Annotated in this window: 13 protein-coding genes; 8 read left to right on the forward strand and 5 right to left on the reverse strand. The window is 64.4% G+C overall.

The genetic code is table 11. The annotated features are described in order from the left end of the window. Positions 1 to 3507 carry a chromosome segregation protein SMC gene (gene smc, locus D6C00_RS00765; protein WP_125179870.1) on the reverse strand — a complete coding sequence of 1169 codons (3507 nt, stop codon included), beginning with the start codon at positions 3505 to 3507 and terminating at the stop codon, positions 1 to 3. 234 nt (positions 3508 to 3741) lie between these two features. Here smc and queF point away from each other — a divergent pair, with 234 nt between their 5' ends. The 3 genes from queF (at position 3742) to cysZ (ending at position 6252) form a co-directional block, all read left to right on the forward strand. Then, on the forward strand, positions 3742 to 4131 hold the full coding sequence (gene queF, locus D6C00_RS00770) for a preQ(1) synthase (RefSeq protein ID WP_125179871.1): 390 nt from the start codon (positions 3742 to 3744) through the stop codon (positions 4129 to 4131). A gap of 1 nt (position 4132) precedes the next feature. Further along, complete coding sequence (locus tag D6C00_RS00775; RefSeq protein ID WP_125182303.1) at positions 4133 to 5416, forward strand: FGGY-family carbohydrate kinase; 1284 nt, start codon at positions 4133 to 4135, stop codon at positions 5414 to 5416. Positions 5417 to 5511: 95 nt separating this feature from the next. Next, positions 5512 to 6252: a sulfate transporter CysZ gene (gene cysZ / locus D6C00_RS00780; protein WP_125179872.1), complete on the forward strand. Its 741-nt coding sequence runs from the start codon at positions 5512 to 5514 to the stop codon at positions 6250 to 6252. Positions 6253 to 6455: 203 nt separating this feature from the next. On the opposite strand, the gene D6C00_RS00785 is transcribed toward cysZ, so the two are convergent. Together D6C00_RS00785 and D6C00_RS00790 are read right to left on the reverse strand one after the other, a co-directional pair. Then, positions 6456 to 7613: a pyridoxal phosphate-dependent aminotransferase gene (locus D6C00_RS00785; protein WP_125179873.1), complete on the reverse strand. Its 1158-nt coding sequence runs from the start codon at positions 7611 to 7613 to the stop codon at positions 6456 to 6458. Continuing rightward, on the reverse strand, positions 7613 to 8407 hold the full coding sequence (locus D6C00_RS00790) for an HAD-IA family hydrolase (protein WP_125179874.1): 795 nt from the start codon (positions 8405 to 8407) through the stop codon (positions 7613 to 7615). The genes D6C00_RS00785 and D6C00_RS00790 overlap by 1 nt, the downstream gene beginning before the upstream one ends. 551 nt (positions 8408 to 8958) lie before the next feature. Here D6C00_RS00790 and dksA point away from each other — a divergent pair. Both dksA and gluQRS read left to right on the forward strand, forming a co-directional pair. Then, a complete protein-coding gene (dksA, locus tag D6C00_RS00800) occupies positions 8959 to 9369 on the forward strand; it encodes an RNA polymerase-binding protein DksA (RefSeq protein WP_241546892.1) in 411 nt (136 codons plus the stop codon). 117 nt (positions 9370 to 9486) lie between these two features. After that, positions 9487 to 10425 carry a tRNA glutamyl-Q(34) synthetase GluQRS gene (gluQRS, locus tag D6C00_RS00805; RefSeq protein ID WP_125179875.1) on the forward strand — a complete coding sequence of 313 codons (939 nt, stop codon included), beginning with the start codon at positions 9487 to 9489 and terminating at the stop codon, positions 10423 to 10425. Here gluQRS and D6C00_RS00810 read toward each other — a convergent pair. After that, positions 10410 to 10847, reverse strand: a complete 438-nt coding sequence (locus tag D6C00_RS00810) for a DsrE family protein (protein ID WP_125179876.1) — start codon at positions 10845 to 10847, stop codon at positions 10410 to 10412. The genes gluQRS and D6C00_RS00810 overlap by 16 nt on opposite strands. 253 nt (positions 10848 to 11100) lie before the next feature. Between D6C00_RS00810 and acs the strand changes: the two genes are divergently transcribed. The 3 genes from acs to D6C00_RS00825 all read left to right on the forward strand — a co-directional run bounded on the left by acs (position 11101) and on the right by D6C00_RS00825 (position 15621). Then, the gene (acs, locus tag D6C00_RS00815) at positions 11101 to 13038 is read left to right on the forward strand and encodes an acetate--CoA ligase (protein ID WP_125179877.1); all 1938 of its coding nucleotides are present in this window, start codon (positions 11101 to 11103) and stop codon (positions 13036 to 13038) included. Positions 13039 to 13067: 29 nt separating this feature from the next. Next, positions 13068 to 13853, forward strand: coding sequence for a response regulator (locus D6C00_RS00820; protein WP_125179878.1), 786 nt, complete (start codon positions 13068 to 13070; stop codon positions 13851 to 13853). A gap of 400 nt (positions 13854 to 14253) precedes the next feature. After that, entirely contained in the window at positions 14254 to 15621 is a 1368-nt protein-coding gene (locus tag D6C00_RS00825) for a WD40 repeat domain-containing protein (protein ID WP_125179879.1), read from the forward strand. A 318-nt stretch (positions 15622 to 15939) separates the two neighbouring features. Here D6C00_RS00825 and D6C00_RS00830 read toward each other — a convergent pair whose 3' ends face one another. Beyond that, positions 15940 to 16566 (reverse strand): putative ABC transporter permease, encoded by a 627-nt coding sequence (locus D6C00_RS00830; protein ID WP_125179880.1) that lies wholly within the window; start codon positions 16564 to 16566, stop codon positions 15940 to 15942. Positions 16567 to 16704 lie beyond the last annotated feature (138 nt).

Genomic DNA, 16704 nt, shown 5'->3' on the forward strand with positions numbered 1-16704 from the left:
CTACATGGCCGCCATCTGTGCGGCCTCGTCGATGTCGACCGCCACCAGGCGCGACACGCCCGGTTCGTTCATGGTCACACCGATCAGCTGGTTAGACAGTTCCATGGTGATCTTGTTGTGGGTGATGAAGATGAACTGCACCCGTTCGGCCATCTCCCGCACCATGCCGCAGAAGCGTCCGACGTTGGCATCGTCGAGCGGCGCATCGACCTCGTCGAGCATGCAGAAGGGCGAGGGATTGAGCTCGAAGATGGCGAACACCAGGGCCACGGCGGTCAGCGCCTTCTCGCCGCCGGAGAGCAGATGGATGGTGCTGTTGCGCTTGCCCGGCGGGCGTGCCATGACGGCCACGCCGGTATCGAGCAGGTCCTCACCGGTCAGTTCCAGGTAGGCGTGACCGCCGCCGAACAGGCGCGGGAACATGGCCTGCAGGCCGGTGTTGACCTTGTCGAAGGTCTCCTTGAAGCGGGTGCGGGTCTCGCGGTCGATCTTGCGGATGGCGTTTTCCAGCGTATCCAGCGCCTCGGTCAGATCCTTGTGCTGGGCGTCCAGGTATTCCTTGCGCCTGGACTGTTCCTCGAACTCCTCGATCGCCGCCAGGTTGATCGGCCCCAGGCGCTGGATGCGGGTCTCGAGCTTGTCCAGTTCCTCCGCCCAGGCCTCGATGCTGGCCTCCCCGGACAGCTCCTGCTTCAGGGTCTCCAGTTCGTAGCCGGTTTCATTCAGCTGCTCGAGCAGGGTCTGGCTGCGGGTCTTGAGTTCCTGCCAGGCCATGCGCTGCTGGCCCAGTTCCTCGCGCAGGCGCTGGCTGTCCTGCTCCCTGCGCTGACGGTTCTGTTCCCGGGTGCGCAGATTGTGCTCGATCTCCTCGACCGCGCGGCGGGCAGCCTGCAGTTCCTTCTCCACCTCACCGCGCTGGGTCAGCAGCCGTTCCAGCTCCTGCTCCTGTTCGCGCAGCGGCGCCTCGCCCGCGGCGATGGCCTGTTGCAGTTCCTCGCGGCGCTGGCGCAGATGGGCCTGCTGTCCCTGCATCCGCTCCAGGTTCTCGCGGGTGCTCTTGAGTGCCGTACGCATGGACTCGACCTGGATGGCCAGGCCATGGGCCTCGTCGCGGTCGGTCTGGGCCTGCTGGCGGGCCGCCTGCAGGGCCTCGCGATGGCGGTTGCGTTCGGCCTCGCGGGTCTCACGCTCGCGCGCCAGTTCGTCCATCGAGGCCATTGCCGCGTGCAGCCGGCTGCGGGCAGTGGCGTGGGTCTCGGTGTCGGTTTGCTGCTGGGTGCGGATCTCGCCGGCTTCCTTGTCCAGCGCCTCGCGCCGATTGTGGATCTGTTCCTGGCGCGAACGTTTGGCGCTGAGCTGGGCCCGCAGATCGCTGTGAGTCCGATGCGCCTGGTTGACGCCCGTCTGCAGTTCGTCGCGCTGCTGCTCCAGGCTATGGAGTTCGTCACGGGCCTGCTGCAGGGCCGATTGCTGGCGCTCTATCTCTTCAGCATTGACATCAATAGATTCTGATAATTCACTGATTTCTTTTTCTCTTTCCAGCACGCCCGCCTGGGCATCCTGATCCCGGCTCAGACGCAGCCAGCGCGGACCCAGCCAGATGCCGTCACGGGTGATCACGGACTGCTCCGGGCCCAGCTGCGGTCGCAGTGCCAGGGCCTCGGTCAGGCTGTCGACGGCCTGGACGCCGTCCATCAGGCCCTGCAGCGACCAGGGCGCACTGACTTTCGCTGCCAGGGCGCGGTCACCGGCAGGGCCGGCACCGGCGACGGCGCGGATGTCGAACAGGCTCAGACTTCCCTCGCCCAGTTCATCCAGCGCCCGGGCCGGCTGGTTGAGATCCTCGACACAGACAGCCTCGAGATAGGCGCCCAGCACGGTCTCGACCGCGCGTTCCCAGCCGGGCTCGACCTGGAGCTGTTCGGCCAGGCGGGGGGCCTCGTGCAGGCCGCGCGATTCCAGCCAGGCGTTAACCGTACCGCCCTCCTTGCCCAGGGCCGCCTTCTGCAGCGCCTCCAGCGAGACCAGTCGGCCGCGCGCTTCCTGCTGGGTGCTGTGCAGGGCCTCGAGTTCCTGCTGTTGTTTCTGAAGTTGCTCTCTCAGCTCATTGATACGATTACGGATCGTGTCGAGTTCAGCCTGCAGGGCCTCGACGGCCCGGGCGCGCTCGGCCTCCTGGTTTGAAAGCGTATCAATTTCCTGCTGCAACTGACTGTCATCCAGACGATTTTTCTCTTCCTCGATACGGGTCAGACGCTGTTCGTACTGGGCCAGCTGGCGCTCCAGCTGATCGATGCGGGCGCGCTCGACCTGGGCGGTCTGCTGCGGTTCGGCGGCGCGCTGATTGAAGGCCTCCCACTCGTTCTGCCACTGCTGCATGGTCTGCTCGGCCTGCTGCAGCGCCTCGCGCGAGGCCTCGGCCCTGCCCTGGAGTTGTTCCAGGACCGGCTGCTTCTCGGTGAGTTCGCCGTCCAGCTCCTGCAACCGCTTGCCGTCGACACTGATATGGGCCTCGACCTCGTTCCAGGCCTGCTCGGCCTTGCGCAGTTCCTCCTGCTGGCGCTGACGGCTTTCCTTGCTGTGCTGGATGGCCTGCTCCAACCGGGCGATCTCGGCGCCCAGGCCATAGTAGCGGCCCTGTACCTCGTTGAAGGTCTCGTTGGCCTCGACCAGGGACTCGCGGGATTTCTCGATTTCGGTCTCGATGGCGCGCTGTTCGGCGACCACCCCTTCCAGGGCCGTCTCCTGTTCCTTGATGGCGCGTTCCTTGGTGGCGAAGTCCTGGTGCAGGGCCGAGTATTTCAGGGTCAGCAGTTCGGCGCGCAGGCGGCGTTCCTGCTGCTTGAGTTCCTTGTACCGCTCGGCGGTGCGCGCCTGACGCTGCAGCTTCTCAAGATATTTCTCAATTTCATCTCGCAAATCATTGAGACGATCGAGATTTTCATGCGTGTGCCGGATGCGGTTCTCGGTCTCGCGGCGGCGCTCCTTGTACTTGGAGATGCCGGCGGCCTCTTCCAGGTAGATGCGCAGTTCCTCCGGCTTGGCCTCGATCAGGCGCGAGATCATGCCCTGCTCGATGATGGAATAGCTGCGCGGCCCCAGGCCGGTGCCGAGGAAGATGTCGGTGATGTCGCGGCGCCGGCAGCGGGTGCCGTTGAGATAGTAGCTGGACTGGCCGTCGCGGGAGACCTGACGCTTGATGGAAATCTCGTTGTAATGCGCGTACTGGCCGGTGACCTTGCCCTCGCTGTTGTCGAAGATCAGCTCGACGCTGGCGTGCCCCACCGGCTTGCGGGCGTTGGAGCCGTTGAAGATGACATCCGCCATGGAGTCACCGCGCAGGTGCTTGGCCGAGGATTCGCCCATCACCCAGCGCACGGCGTCGATGGTGTTGGATTTGCCGCAGCCGTTCGGTCCGACGATACCGACCAGGTTGGTCGGAATGTGGATCGTGGTGGGGTCGACGAAGGACTTGAAGCCAGCCAGTTTGATTTTGGTCAGACGCATCGGGGCAAGATACAGGATTCAGGATTCAGGATACAAGCTGGCCACAGCGCATTCGCGGACCCATGCCCGGGATGGCTGCAACCGGCGCGTAAAGGCGGGGAGAATTGCTGTGGAGCCCCGCCTCGCAAGTGCGGTATCCTATCACAATCGCCGTGCCCGATACCGTGCAGCGTCGACCCTGAATCACCCGGAGCCCGGCTCCGGCCACAGCCACCCGATACCCTATTCCGACCCATGCCGTCCCAGCCCAGTAAAGACCTCGAGACCTTCGACAACCCGCAGCCCGAGCGCGACTACACCATCCGCATCCGGGTGCCCGAATTCACCTGCCTGTGTCCCAAGACCGGCCAGCCCGACTTCGCTACCCTGCACCTGGAATACGTACCCGAATACAAGTGCGTGGAACTCAAGTCCCTCAAGCTCTACGTCTGGGCCTTCCGTGACCAGGGCGCCTTCCACGAGGCGGTGACCAACCGCATCCTCGACGACCTGGTGGCGGCGATCCAGCCACGCTTCATGCGGCTGACCGCCGAATTCAATGTGCGCGGCGGCATCTACACCACCGTGGTGGCCGAGCACCGGGCCGAACACTGGCAGCCCGCCCCGCCCGTCACCCTGCCCTGAGATCGTGAGCCTGGCACTCGGCATCGACTTCGGCACCTCCGGGGTCCGCGCCTGCGTGATCGACACCGGCGGCGCCATCCGGGCCGAGGCCCGGGCCGACCTGCCCGCGCCCGAACGCGACGGTGCAGCCGTCTCCCAGGATCCGGAGCACTGGTGGCGGCAGCTGGAGCAGCTGTTGGATGAGCTCGCCGGCCGGGATGCCCTGAGCCGGGTTGAGCGCATCGCCGTCGACGGCACCGCCGCCACCCTGCTGCTGTGCAGCCCCGATGGCACACCGCTCACGCGGGCATTGATGTACAACGATGCCCGCGCCGGGAACCGGCTCGCCGACATCGCCGCCGCCGCACCGCCCGAGGCCCCGGTGCACAGCGCCTGCGCCAGCCTGGCCAAGCTGCTGTGGCTGTGTGACCAGCACCCGGCCCGGAACGCCCATGCCCTGCATCAGGCCGAGTGGATCACAGGCCGGCTCACCGGCCGCTTCGACCTGGGCGACGAGAACAATGCCCTGAAGCTGGGGTACGACCCGGTTCAGCGGCGCTGGCCCGGCTGGCTGGAACGGCTGGAGCTGCCCGCCGGTCTGCTGCCGACGGTACGGCCTGCCGGCACTCTGCTGGGGCCGCTGCGGCCGGAACTGCGCGCGCGCTGGGGCCTGCCCGAAGCCGCCACAGTCTGCGCCGGGACCACCGACAGTACCGCTGCGGTCATCGCCACCGGCGCCGAACACATCGGCCAGGCGGTCACAGTGCTGGGTTCGACCCTGGTGCTGAAGGTGCTTTCGCCGCAGCCGGTATTCGCCCCCGAGTACGGCATCTACAGTCATCGCCTGGGCGATCTGTGGCTGGCCGGCGGCGCTTCCAATGCGGGCGGCGCGGTGCTGCGCCAGCACTTCAGTGACGCCGAACTGGCCGAACTGACCCCGCGGCTGCGGCCCGACCGTCCCACCTGCCTGGAATATTATCCCCTGCCGGCCCCGGGCGAGCGCTTCCCCTGGAACGACCCGCAGCGGGAGCCCAGGCTGCACCCCCGGCCCGATTCCGATCTGAAATTCCTTCAGGGCATACTGGAAGGCCTGGCGCGCATCGAGCGCAGCGGCTACCGGCGGCTGCGTGATCTGGGTGCGCCCTGGCCCGGCGAGGTGCTGAGCAGTGGCGGCGGCGCGGCCAATGCCCCCTGGCGGGTCATGCGTGAACGTCTGCTGCGGTGTCCGGTACGGCTCGCCCCGCAGCAGGAAGCCGCCTACGGCAGCGCGCGGCTGGCGCAGGGGCTGTCCCGCAGGTCGGGTTAGCGCAGCGTAGCCCGACACAAGCGCGGGCGATGTCGGGTTACGCCCTGACGGGCTGCCCCGACCTGCTTGCTGACGACCTCGAATGGAGTAATCCGATGACCGACTTCCCCCGCGGCTTCGCCTTCATGCTGGAGGGCCTGCGGCTGATCCAGCGCCCGCGCCTGCGCCGGTTCGTGCTGGTGCCGCTGCTGGTCAACCTGCTGCTGTTCGCCGGCCTGCTGTACGCCGCCTATGGCTGGTTCCAGCAGTTGATGGCCGCCGTGCTGGACTACCTGCCGAGCTGGCTGGAGTGGCTGCAGTATCTGCTGTGGCCGCTGCTGGCCATCAGCGCGCTGCTCATCATCTTCTACAGCTTCACCCTGGTGGCCAACCTGATCGCCGCGCCCTTCAACGGCCTGCTGGCCGAGGCGGTGGAAAAACACCTGACCGACCAGCCCCTGCCGGGTGGCGAGAGCTGGAAGCAGATGCTGAAGGAACTGCCGGCCACCCTGTTCTCGGAGGTCCGCAAGCTGCTCTATTTCGTACTCTGGGCCATCCCGGTGGGCCTGACCTTCCTGATCCCGGGCCTGAACCTGTTCGCCCCCTTCCTGTGGGCGGTATTCAGCGCCTGGATGCTCGCGCTGGAATACCTGGACCCGCCGTTGGGCAACCATGGACTGTTGTTCAAACAGCAGCGCGAGCGCGCCCGCGGCCACCGCCTGCTCACCCTGGGCTTCGGCACCGGGGCGATGCTGATGACCCTGATCCCGGTGGTGAACTTCATCGCCATGCCGGCGGCCGTGGCCGGCGCGACGGCGCTGTGGGTGAAGGGGATGAAGGGACAGAATCCGGGTTAACGCAGAGACGCAAAGGACGCAGAGAATCTAGTAATCAGGAGCTTCCTGCCATCAGATTAATCCGTCATGCCGGTGAAGGCCGGCATCCATGTGCCTTATTCCTCCTGGATCCCGGCTTTCGCCGGGATGACGAGAAGCGAACAATATGCACACGATGAGTTATCTTTGCGTCTTCGCACCTGCCTCTGCGTTGGAAATAGCCGTCAGGAAAGAAACCGTCGCAGACGCTCAACCCCCTTCTCCAGTGCATCCAGCGAGGTGGTGTAGGCAAAGCGCACATGCTCGCCGGCACGGTAATCGCCGAAGTCGATGCCGGGGGTGACGGCCACGCCGGCCTCTTCCAGCAGGCGATGGGAGAGGTCGAAGCTGTCGTCGGTCAGGCGGCGGCAGTTGGCATACAGGTAGAAGGCGCCCTGCGGCGTGACCGGGATATCGAAACCCAACCTGCGCAGCGCCGGCAGCAGAAAGTCCCGCCGCTGCTGAAACGCCTCCCGCCGCTGCTCCAGGAGGATCCGGGTGTCCTCCCCGAAGGCCGCCAGCGCTGCCCACTGGGAGACGGTCGGCGCGGCCAGAAACAGGTTCTGCGCCAGCACATCCAGTTCGGCGGCATAATCGGGCGGCGCGACCAGCCAGCCCAGGCGCCAGCCGGTCATGCCGAAGTACTTGGAGAAGCTGTTGATGACGAAGATGTCCTCACCGAGGGCCAGGGCCGTGACATCTTCGGTGTCATAGGTCAGGCCCTGGTAGATCTCGTCGACGATCAGGGCCGCGCCGCGTTCCCGGCTCAATGCAGCCAGGCCGGCCAGTTCTCCGTCCGTGAGCAGGGTGCCGGAGGGGTTGGCCGGGGTGGCCACCAGCAGGGCCGCGGTGTCGGTCTGCCAGTGCGCGGCCGCCAGCGCCGGGGTGAGCTGATAGCCCGCGTCCGGCCCGGTGGGGACCGGCTGGGCCAGGCCCTCGAACAGGCGCACCAGGTTGCGATTGCAGGGATAGCCGGGGTCGGTGAGCATCACCCGCCGCCCCGGATCGACCAGAGCTGCCAGCACCAGCTGCAGGGCACCCGTGGCGCCCGGGGTGATCAGGATGCGCGCCGGGTCGACCTCCACACCGTAGCGATCGCGGTAATAGTGGCTCACCGCCGCGCGCAGCGGAGCCAGGCCGCGGGCCGGGGTATAGTGGACCCGGCCTTCCGCCAGGGCCCGGCAGCCCGCCTCGATCACCGGCGCGGGGGTGGGAAAATCCGGCTCGCCGATCTCCATGTGCACGACGTCCCGGCCCTGCGCCTCCAGCTCCCGCGCCCGCTCCAGCAGGCGCATGACGTGGAAGGGCCGGATCTCGCTCAGGCGTGCGGCGCGCGGCGGCATCAGGGTGCCTCGGCACGCTCCGCTGCCGGTGTCAGGCTGCGGCGGTGAATCTCACGCAGCAGCGCCACATCCACGTACTCGGTCGCGCCGGCCTCACCCGCCAGTACCCGGCAGGGTGCCCCCGGTTCGCCCAGCTGGTCGACCACCAGGGCCGCGCCGCTGAAGTCCTGGTCCCGGGTATAGTGACTGACCGTGATCAGGGTGGGGATAGCGGCCGCGCGCGCCGAAAGCAGGCCGTTATGCGAATCCTCCAGCGCCAGGCAGGCCTGCGGGGCCAGCCCCATGGCGTCGAGGGTGTGATGATAGATGTCCGGGGCCGGCTTCTTGCTCGGTACGATACCGCCGGCTGCGATCAGTTCGAACCAGTCCTCGGCATCCGGGGCCAGGCTGGCCCTGAGCAGGGCGATGACGTTGTCCGGGGTGGTGGTGGTGGCGATGGCCAGCCGCAGCCCGGCAGCGCGCGCCTCCTCCAGCAGCCGGCGCACACCGGGGCGCAACGGCAGGCCGCCGCCCGCGACCCGTTCGGTATAGATGCGGGTCTTGGCCTGGTGCAGGCCGGCGATGTAGCCATCCAGATCCGCGGGCGGCTCGAACGGTGGGCGATATTTCTCCAGAAAAAAGCGGATGCGTTCGCGTCCCCCGGTCACGCTGAGCAGGTCGCCGTAGGTGGCCTCATCCCAGTGCCAGTCCAGCCCGGCCTCGGCAAAGGCGGCATTGAAGGCCTCGCGATGGACCTCCTCGGTCTCGGCCAGCGTCCCGTCCACATCGAACAGCAGTGCCTGTAATTCCGTCATCGAAGGCTGTCCCCCGAAATTTTGCAGGCGGCCAAGCTTACCCGAGCCGGCACAGGTTTTCATACCCGCGGCGCCGGAGCGGCAAATTCGCCCGCAGCGGGCTTGACTCGGGCCCGCTGTATCCCGAAACTTAGCCGCTTGTAGTTTTTCGCATGGCAGCCCGCCGGCGTTGAACCGGGACAACCCGCAGTAACCGAATCCTGTAGGAGAACTGGATGGCTACCAAGAAAAAGGCCACCGCCAAGAAGAAGGCGGTCACGAAGAAGGCAGCGCCGGCCGCAGTCAGGAAAAAGGCTACGGCGAAAAAGAAGGCCACCGTGAAGAAGAAAGCAGCGGTCAAGAAGGCCGTAACCGGCAGGACGGCAGCCAAAAAGAGCGCGAGCAAGAAGACAGCGGCGAAAAAGACCACGGCGAAGAAAAAGGCTGCCGTGAAGAAGGCCGCGACGAAAAAGGCAACCGCGAAAAAGGCAGCCGCAAAAAAGACGGTGACCGGGAAGACAGGTGCCAGAAAAACACCCGCGGCAGAAAAGGTCGGCGGCAAGGGCACGACCCTGATCGAGGAGATCGCGCCCTACCAGGAAGTGGTCGGCGAGGAGTACATGAACGAGGACCAGAAGTCGCACTTCCGCGACCTGCTCTGGGCCTGGAAGCGCGAACTGATGGAAGAGGTCGACCGCACCGTGCATCACATGCAGGACGAAGCGGCCAACTTCCCCGACCCGAACGACCGGGCCACCCAGGAATCCGAGTTCAGCCTGGAACTGCGCACGCGCGACCGTGAACGCAAGCTGATCAAGAAGATCGACGAGGCGCTGGACAAGCTGGACCACGACGAGTACGGCTACTGCGAGTCCTGTGGCATCGAGATCGGTATCCGCCGGCTGGAGGCACGTCCCACCGCCACCCTGTGCATCGACTGCAAGACCCTGGACGAGATCCGCGAGAAGCACATGGGCAAGTAAGGCCCCGCCGGCCTTCCCCTGATAGTGCGGACAGTCCATCCCCTCTCCCGCCGGAGGGGATGGACGATAGCCGGTTCGCCAGTTCCTCCCTTTTCATGGGTTGGATAGAATCTCCCCATGAGCGCTCCCTCTTATCGCGGCCGTTTCGCCCCCTCGCCCACCGGGCCCCTGCATATCGGCTCCCTGATCGCTGCCATGGCGAGCTATCTGGATGCGCGTGCACACCAGGGTCAGTGGCTGGTGCGGATGGAGGACCTGGATCCGCCGCGCGAGGTACCGGGAGCGGCGGCGGATATCCTGCGTTCGCTGGAAGCCTTCGGGTTCGAGTGGGACGGCCCGGTCTGGTTTCAGGGGCGGCGCGGCGAAATCTATCAGGCGCAGATCGACCGGCTGCTCGAAGCAGGCTTCGCCTTTCACTGCGGCTGCAGCCGGCGTGAGATCCTGGAGGCGGCGCGTCCCGGCATAGAGGGTCCTGTCTATCCCGGCACCTGCCGCGACGGCCTGGCCGCGGGCAAGGCACCGCGAGCGGTGCGGCTGCGGGTTGCCGACCAGGACGTGAGCTTCGAGGACCGGCTGCAGGGACGCATCAGCCAGAACCTGGCCCGGGAACTGGGCGATTTCGTGATCCGCCGCGCCGACGGCCTGTTCGCCTATCAACTGGCGGTGGTCATCGACGATGCCGAACAGGGGATCACGGATGTGGTGCGCGGCAGTGATCTGCTGGCCTCCACCCCGCGCCAGTGCTGGCTGCAGGCGCAGCTCGGTCTGCCCCGGCCGCGTTACATGCACATTCCGGTAGCGGTCAATACGGCGGGAGAGAAACTCAGCAAGCAGACCCATGCGCCCGCGCTGGATGCCAGCCAACCGCTACCCGCCCTGTGGCGGGCCGCCGCCTTCCTGGAACTGGAGCCGCCGCGCGACCTGCTGGCGGCATCGGTCAGGGAATTCTGGGACTGGGCCCGGGCGCACTGGCGAACCGAGGCGCTGGCCGGACAGCAGAAAAAGCCCGGGCCCGGCCCGGTTGACCGGATCGGTGGTCATCAGGGCTTGATATAGGTAAAGCCCTGCTGCTGCAGATGGGACAGTTCCGCCACCCCGCTGGGAACGATATCCGCCTCGGTGACGTTGAACAGATCGTTATCCTTGTCGATCCCGCGACCACGCAGGGTATTGGCGCAGACATGAAACCTGATGTTCTGGCTCTTCAGGCTGACCACCTTGCTCTGTACGTTCATGTCGGAATTGGCGTTCTGGAGCAGCGACACGCCATCGCCGTGCATGACGATGCGCAGATCGAGATTCTCCGCACCAACGGCATTGATATGATTCTGGATGTTGCGCATGGCGGCATTGTGGATCGCGGGGTCATCCATGTTGATGTGATACACCACCTTCTGCTTGCCGTATTCTCCCGCCGTCCCCACAGCGGATGCCAGAGTGAACAGAGCTGCCAGTACGGCGGCGATGAGATGTTTCATGATGTCATTCCTCCTGACGCTGTGTGATGAATCCGGGTTGGCTTTGCCAGCCGTCTACCACTAGAGCCTCCCCACCGGCCTTTTATTCCGTCCCCGAACAACGCCCTTCGCAGTTCAGCCTGCAGACGACTCCACATGGACCGTCGCTCTGGGCTAGAATGGTTTCCCGACCCGCCCGGGCGTGAAGGCGGAGACTACGCCTGGACAGCGCGCGTCACGGCACAGGCAACAGACCGGTACCCAGGAGGCTTTTATGTCGGATATCAGGATCCACCCCGTCCCGGACGGTTTCGCGGCCAATGCGCTCATCGACGCCGATCAGTACAAGGCCATGTACCAGCGTTCCGTCGAGGACCCGGAAGGCTTCTGGTCCGAGCAGGCCGAGCAGTTCCTTACCTGGTTCAGCCCCTGGGACAAAACCCTTGAATGGGATTACCACAAGGCACATATCCGCTGGTTCGAGGGCGGCAGGCTCAATGCCTGCTACAACTGCCTGGACCGCCACCTGGAAAGCCGTGGTGAACAGACCGCCCTGATCTGGGAAGGCGACGATCCGAACATTGACAAAACGCTGACCTATCGTGAACTCCACGCGGCCGTGTGCAGATTCGCCAATGCCCTCAAGTCGCGGGGTGTGAAAAAAGGCGACCGGGTATGCATCTACATGCCCATGATCCCTGAGGCCTGCATCGCCATGCTGGCCTGCGCTCGCATCGGCGCGGTGCACTCGGTGGTCTTCGGCGGCTTCTCACCGGAATCGCTCAAGGACCGCATCCTGGACTCCGACTGCCGGGTGCTGATCACTGCCGACGAGGGCGTGCGCGGCGGCCGCCAGGTCCCGCTCAAGGCCAATGCCGATAAGGCGCTGCAGTCCTGCCCCGACGTGCACACGGTATTCACCGTCAAGCGCACCGGCGGCGAGGTGGAATGGAACCCGAACCGCGATGTCTGGTATCACGAGGAGGTGGCCGAGGCCTCCACCGACTGTCCGGCCGAGGAGATGGATGCCGAGGATCCGCTGTTCATCCTCTACACCTCCGGTTCCACCGGCAAACCCAAGGGCGTGCTGCACACCACCGGCGGCTACCTGCTGTTCGCCGCCATCACCCACAAGTACACCTTCGACTACCACGACGGCGACGTCTACTGGTGCACCGCCGACGTGGGCTGGATCACGGGTCATTCCTATATCGTCTATGGCCCGCTGGCCAACGGCGCCATCAGCCTGGTGTTCGAGGGTGTCCCGACCTGGCCTGACGCCTCCCGCTTCTGGCAGGTGGTCGACAAGCATCAGGTCAACACCTTCTACACCGCCCCGACCGCCATCCGTGCCCTGATGCGCGAGGGCGAGGCGCCGGTCAAGCAGACCACCCGCAGCTCACTCAAGCTGCTCGGCACGGTGGGCGAGCCCATCAATCCGGAAGCCTGGGAATGGTATTACCGGGTGGTGGGCGACGAACGCTGCCCGATCGTGGACACCTGGTGGCAAACCGAGACCGGCGGCCACATGATCACCTCGCTGCCAGGCGCCATCCCGATGAAACCCGGTTCAGCCACCCGTCCCTTCTTCGGGGTGGTACCGGGCATCGTCGACAACGAGGGCAAACTCATGGAAGGCGAATGCGAGGGCAGCCTGGTCATCACCCGGCCCTGGCCGGGCCAGATGCGCACCGTCTACGGCGATCACCAGCGCTTCATCGACACCTATTTCAAGGCCTTCCCGGGCTATTACTTTTCCGGCGACGGCGCCCGCCGCGACGCCGACGGCGATTACTGGATCACCGGGCGGGTGGACGACGTGCTCAATGTCTCGGGCCACCGGCTGGGCACCGCCGAGGTGGAAAGCGCGCTGGTGCTGCACAAGGCGGTGGCCGAAGCCGCGGTGGTCGGTTATCCCCACGACGTCAAGGGCCAGGGCATCTACGCCTATGTCACCCTGGTTAAAGATATCGACCCCAGTGACGAATTACGCCAGGAACTGGTGGACCTGGTCCGCGAGGAAATCGGCCCGATCGCCAAGCCGGATGTCATCCAGTGGGCGCCGGCCCTGCCCAAGACCCGCTCGGGCAAGATCATGCGCCGTATCCTGCGCAAGATTGCCGCCAACGAACTGGACTCGCTGGGCGACACCTCAACCCTCGCCGATCCGGGGGTGGTGGGCGAGCTGACCGAGAACCGGGCCAACCGCTGACGATTACAATCTGAACAAAGGGCCGGTGAATGGATATTACCCAGCTGTATGTACTGCTGGTCGAACCTTCCACCACGCAACAGCGCATTGTCCGCGACTGGTTGCAGACCTTCGGTGTCACGCACCTCACCTGTGTCCAGACCGGCGGCGAAGGACTGAAGCACATCCAGGGCCGGCGCCCCGATCTGGTCATCAGCGCCATGCACCTGGCCGACATGACCGGCACCGAGCTGTTGCAGGTCATGCGCAACGCGCCCGATTCCGAGGAGACCGGCTTCATCCTGATTTCCAGCGAAACCGGGTTGCGCTATCTGGAGCCGCTGCGTCAGGCCGGTGTGACCGCCATCCTTCCCAAACCCTTCGATCAGGAGCAGTTGAAGCGGGCACTGTACTCGACCCTGGACTATCTGGAACCCGGCAGCCTGCAGCTGGGCCACTACAGCGCCGAGGAACTCAATGTCCTGCTGGTCGATGACATGCAGACCGGCCGGCGCTTCATGCGTCACATCCTGGAACGGCTCGGTATCGAGAAGATCGAGGAAGCCGCCAACGGCCGCGAGGCCCGCGATCTCATCGACCACAACTTCTACGATCTTATCATCAGCGATTACTACATGCCGGAAATGGACGGCCAGGCCCTGGTCGACTATATCCGCAACCAGAGCAGCCAGCCGGGCGTGCCGGTCCTCATGGTCAGTTCCCGCACTGACGAAAGTCGCATCGCCGCCCTACAGCAGATCGGGGTCTCGGCCGTGTTCGACAAGCCCTTCGATGTCGAAACCCTGCGCTCCATGATCGAGACGGTCCTGGCCTGACGGATTTCCGTTGTCTTTTCGGGCGGGCCCGCGACCGATTGCCTGGACTCGTTCCAGATCCCGCCGGGCATCCCGGGCCGGCATCCGGGGCCCTGCAACGACGCCCGGCAGTCCCCACGCCAGCGCCCCTGAAATCTCATAACATCATGTTTATAATATATTAAAAAACATCCTCCCCATACCTTCCGAGCGGCCGTCACATCCCCCCGCCTGACACGATTCAAGTCACCCCGCAAAACGCCGATACCTGAAGTAGAAACAGATGTCAAGGTTTTGGCGCACAAATACCCCCATCGGGGCAACCAGCAACGGAATGCCCGGGAACCAGGGCAGAGACGACGCACCGGTACTCAATGCACACGGGACCCGCGGGGCCCCTCGATCAGAGCGAGCTTGAATTATGAATGGCCTGAAATCACTCTTTATCGTCAGTTTTGCCTTTGTCAGCCATCTGGGCCTGAGCCAGGCTCAGGCCGGGGCGGAAGACATCTATGCCGTGCAGTTCTCCGCCGACGGCAAACATCTGGTGACCGGCGGCTCCGGCGGCCACAGCCTGGAATACGACGAGAATTTCAGCGGCGGCATCAAGCTGTGGGACGTGGGCAGCGGCAAACTGGTCAGGGCCTTCGGCCAGCAGGCGGATATCCAGACCATCTTCGGCGAACAGCATGGCCGGGTCGGCAAGCGCCGCTGGAACATTCACAGCTTCAAGGACATCGTCGTCTCCGGCAACTACCCGGACGGCAAGGTCGTGCTGCTGCCGAGTTCACTCGGACGGATCCAGGACCGCACCGAGGTGCAGCTGCCCGATCTGATCGGCGGTTACTTCAATCTCGACGGCAAGCAGCCGGCACGTATTCCGCTGACGGCAAACAGCCAGGCCAAGGGCTGCGGCACGGACAGCGCCTATGAGTTCATCGGCCCCGTGGCTGCCTCGGACAACGGCCGCTATGCCGCGGTGGTGGTCAATACCTGCAAGGCCGAGAATGACCGCCAGGTACCGATCGCCCAGTATGACTCGACGCTGCATATCGTCGATCTGCAGGATATGAGCATCAAGCGCACGGTGGAGCAGCTGGATTCCGGGCTCTATGCCATCGGGGTGGCCAATCAGGGCGATCGCATCGCCTATGTGGGCCGGGACCGGTTCGCCGTCATGGAACTGGACAGCAGGCATCGGCAGGTGATCGAGGAATACCCGGATGCGGTGTATCAGGTCCCGCGTCAGTTCAGCACCCTGTATTTCAACGAGAAAGCCACCCGGCTTGTCTCCCTGCACTACATCTATGACATCGAGACCGGTAACGAGAAGGAGCTGGCCTGGGGCGATGAATCGGCTGTCAACAAGGGCCGCACGTCCGCCGTAAGCGTCGCTCCCGACCTGAGCTACTTCGTACTGGTCAAGCCCAAGCGCTCCTTCATCACCTTCGATGACAAGGGGCTGCCCCGCTCCTACGGCAAGGCCGACAAGGTCTTCGTAGTGAACGTCCAGACCGGAGAAGAGCGGGAGCTGAAGGTGACCGATGCACGCACCGAGGGCAAACGCTGCTCCACCGACATCTCGCCGGACAGCCGCCGGGTCGCCGTGGCCTGTGCCGGCGGACTGATCAAGGTCTTTGACGCCAGCTCCGGTAACCTGGTGTGGGAACAGCGCAATGTGGGCTACAAGCGTCACGACCTGGACAAAAACCTGATCAAGGTCCGGTACGATGCCCCGGCACAGCCGCTGTACTCCTACATTTCCGCGGCAGGCAGCATGATCAACTGATCACTGCGAACCGGTTGGTACCCGGAATGCGGCTGAGCAATCAGCCGCATTTTTTATGTCCCGATGAAAACGCAAAGGAGGAGGCACAATGTTAAGGGATCTCTGATTAATTCAATGATCCTCGTCATTGCGAGCAAAGCGAAGCAATCTCGTACAGCAGAATCAATCGGTTGTGGATTGCCACGGTGCTACGCGCCTCGCAATGACGAATAAATCAGAGGTTCCTTAATATTATTATTCCTCAGCGTCTCTGCACCCATAGGGCATAAACGTCTTTGCGTTCTCAGCGTTGATCCCGCCTGGCTACCACAGGCCGCATCAGAAGGCATAGGCACTGGAGACGATCACCAGGCCCAGCAGATAGACCAGCCAGGGCCTGTGCCCCACCCTGCCCTGCAGCAGCCAGCCCAGCAGCTTCAGCCCGGCGTAAATGAACAGCATATAAACCGGGATCACCTGCACCGAGGTCAGATGGAACAGCTCCCCGGGCAGATAGTAGGCGTAGTATTCGCCCAGCAGCAGGATGAACAGCAGGTTGCCGCACACCTCATAGAACAGGGGCGCATCCAGCCCGATGATGGCTGCGTGCACCCGGGTGCGGTTGTGACGCGCCGGCAGCCGACTGGCCAGAACCTGGCGGAAAAAATACAGGTGCACGCCATACACCGGCCAGATGATGAAGGACAGCAGGGAGATATCGCCGCCGTACAGGGGCAGGACGCGGTACTCCCACAGCTTGCGTCCGAACAGCGTCTCGTAGGCCGAGTTCACCAGGATCTCGGAAATCACCGCGACCAGAAACACGGCCGCGGCATACAGGGCAATCTCGAGCGGCTCGACGCGGAAGGCACCGCGCATCAGCCACCGGTTCAGCAGCCAGGAGAACCCAAGAAAGATAAGGGCACACAGGATGCCGATCACAAAGACATGCAGGGTAGGATGCATCGTCAATTTGTCCGTACACAAAAAAAGGGGCCCGAAGGCCCCTTCCCTGAGACTGCTGTTTTCCTTGGTTACACAGGGGGCTGAATATTGATTACAATACCGAATACACCGTCATCCCCGCGCAGCCGGGGATCCAGC

The sequence above is a fragment of the Thiohalobacter thiocyanaticus genome (genome assembly GCF_003932505.1).
GTDB lineage: Bacteria > Pseudomonadota > Gammaproteobacteria > Thiohalobacterales > Thiohalobacteraceae > Thiohalobacter > Thiohalobacter thiocyanaticus.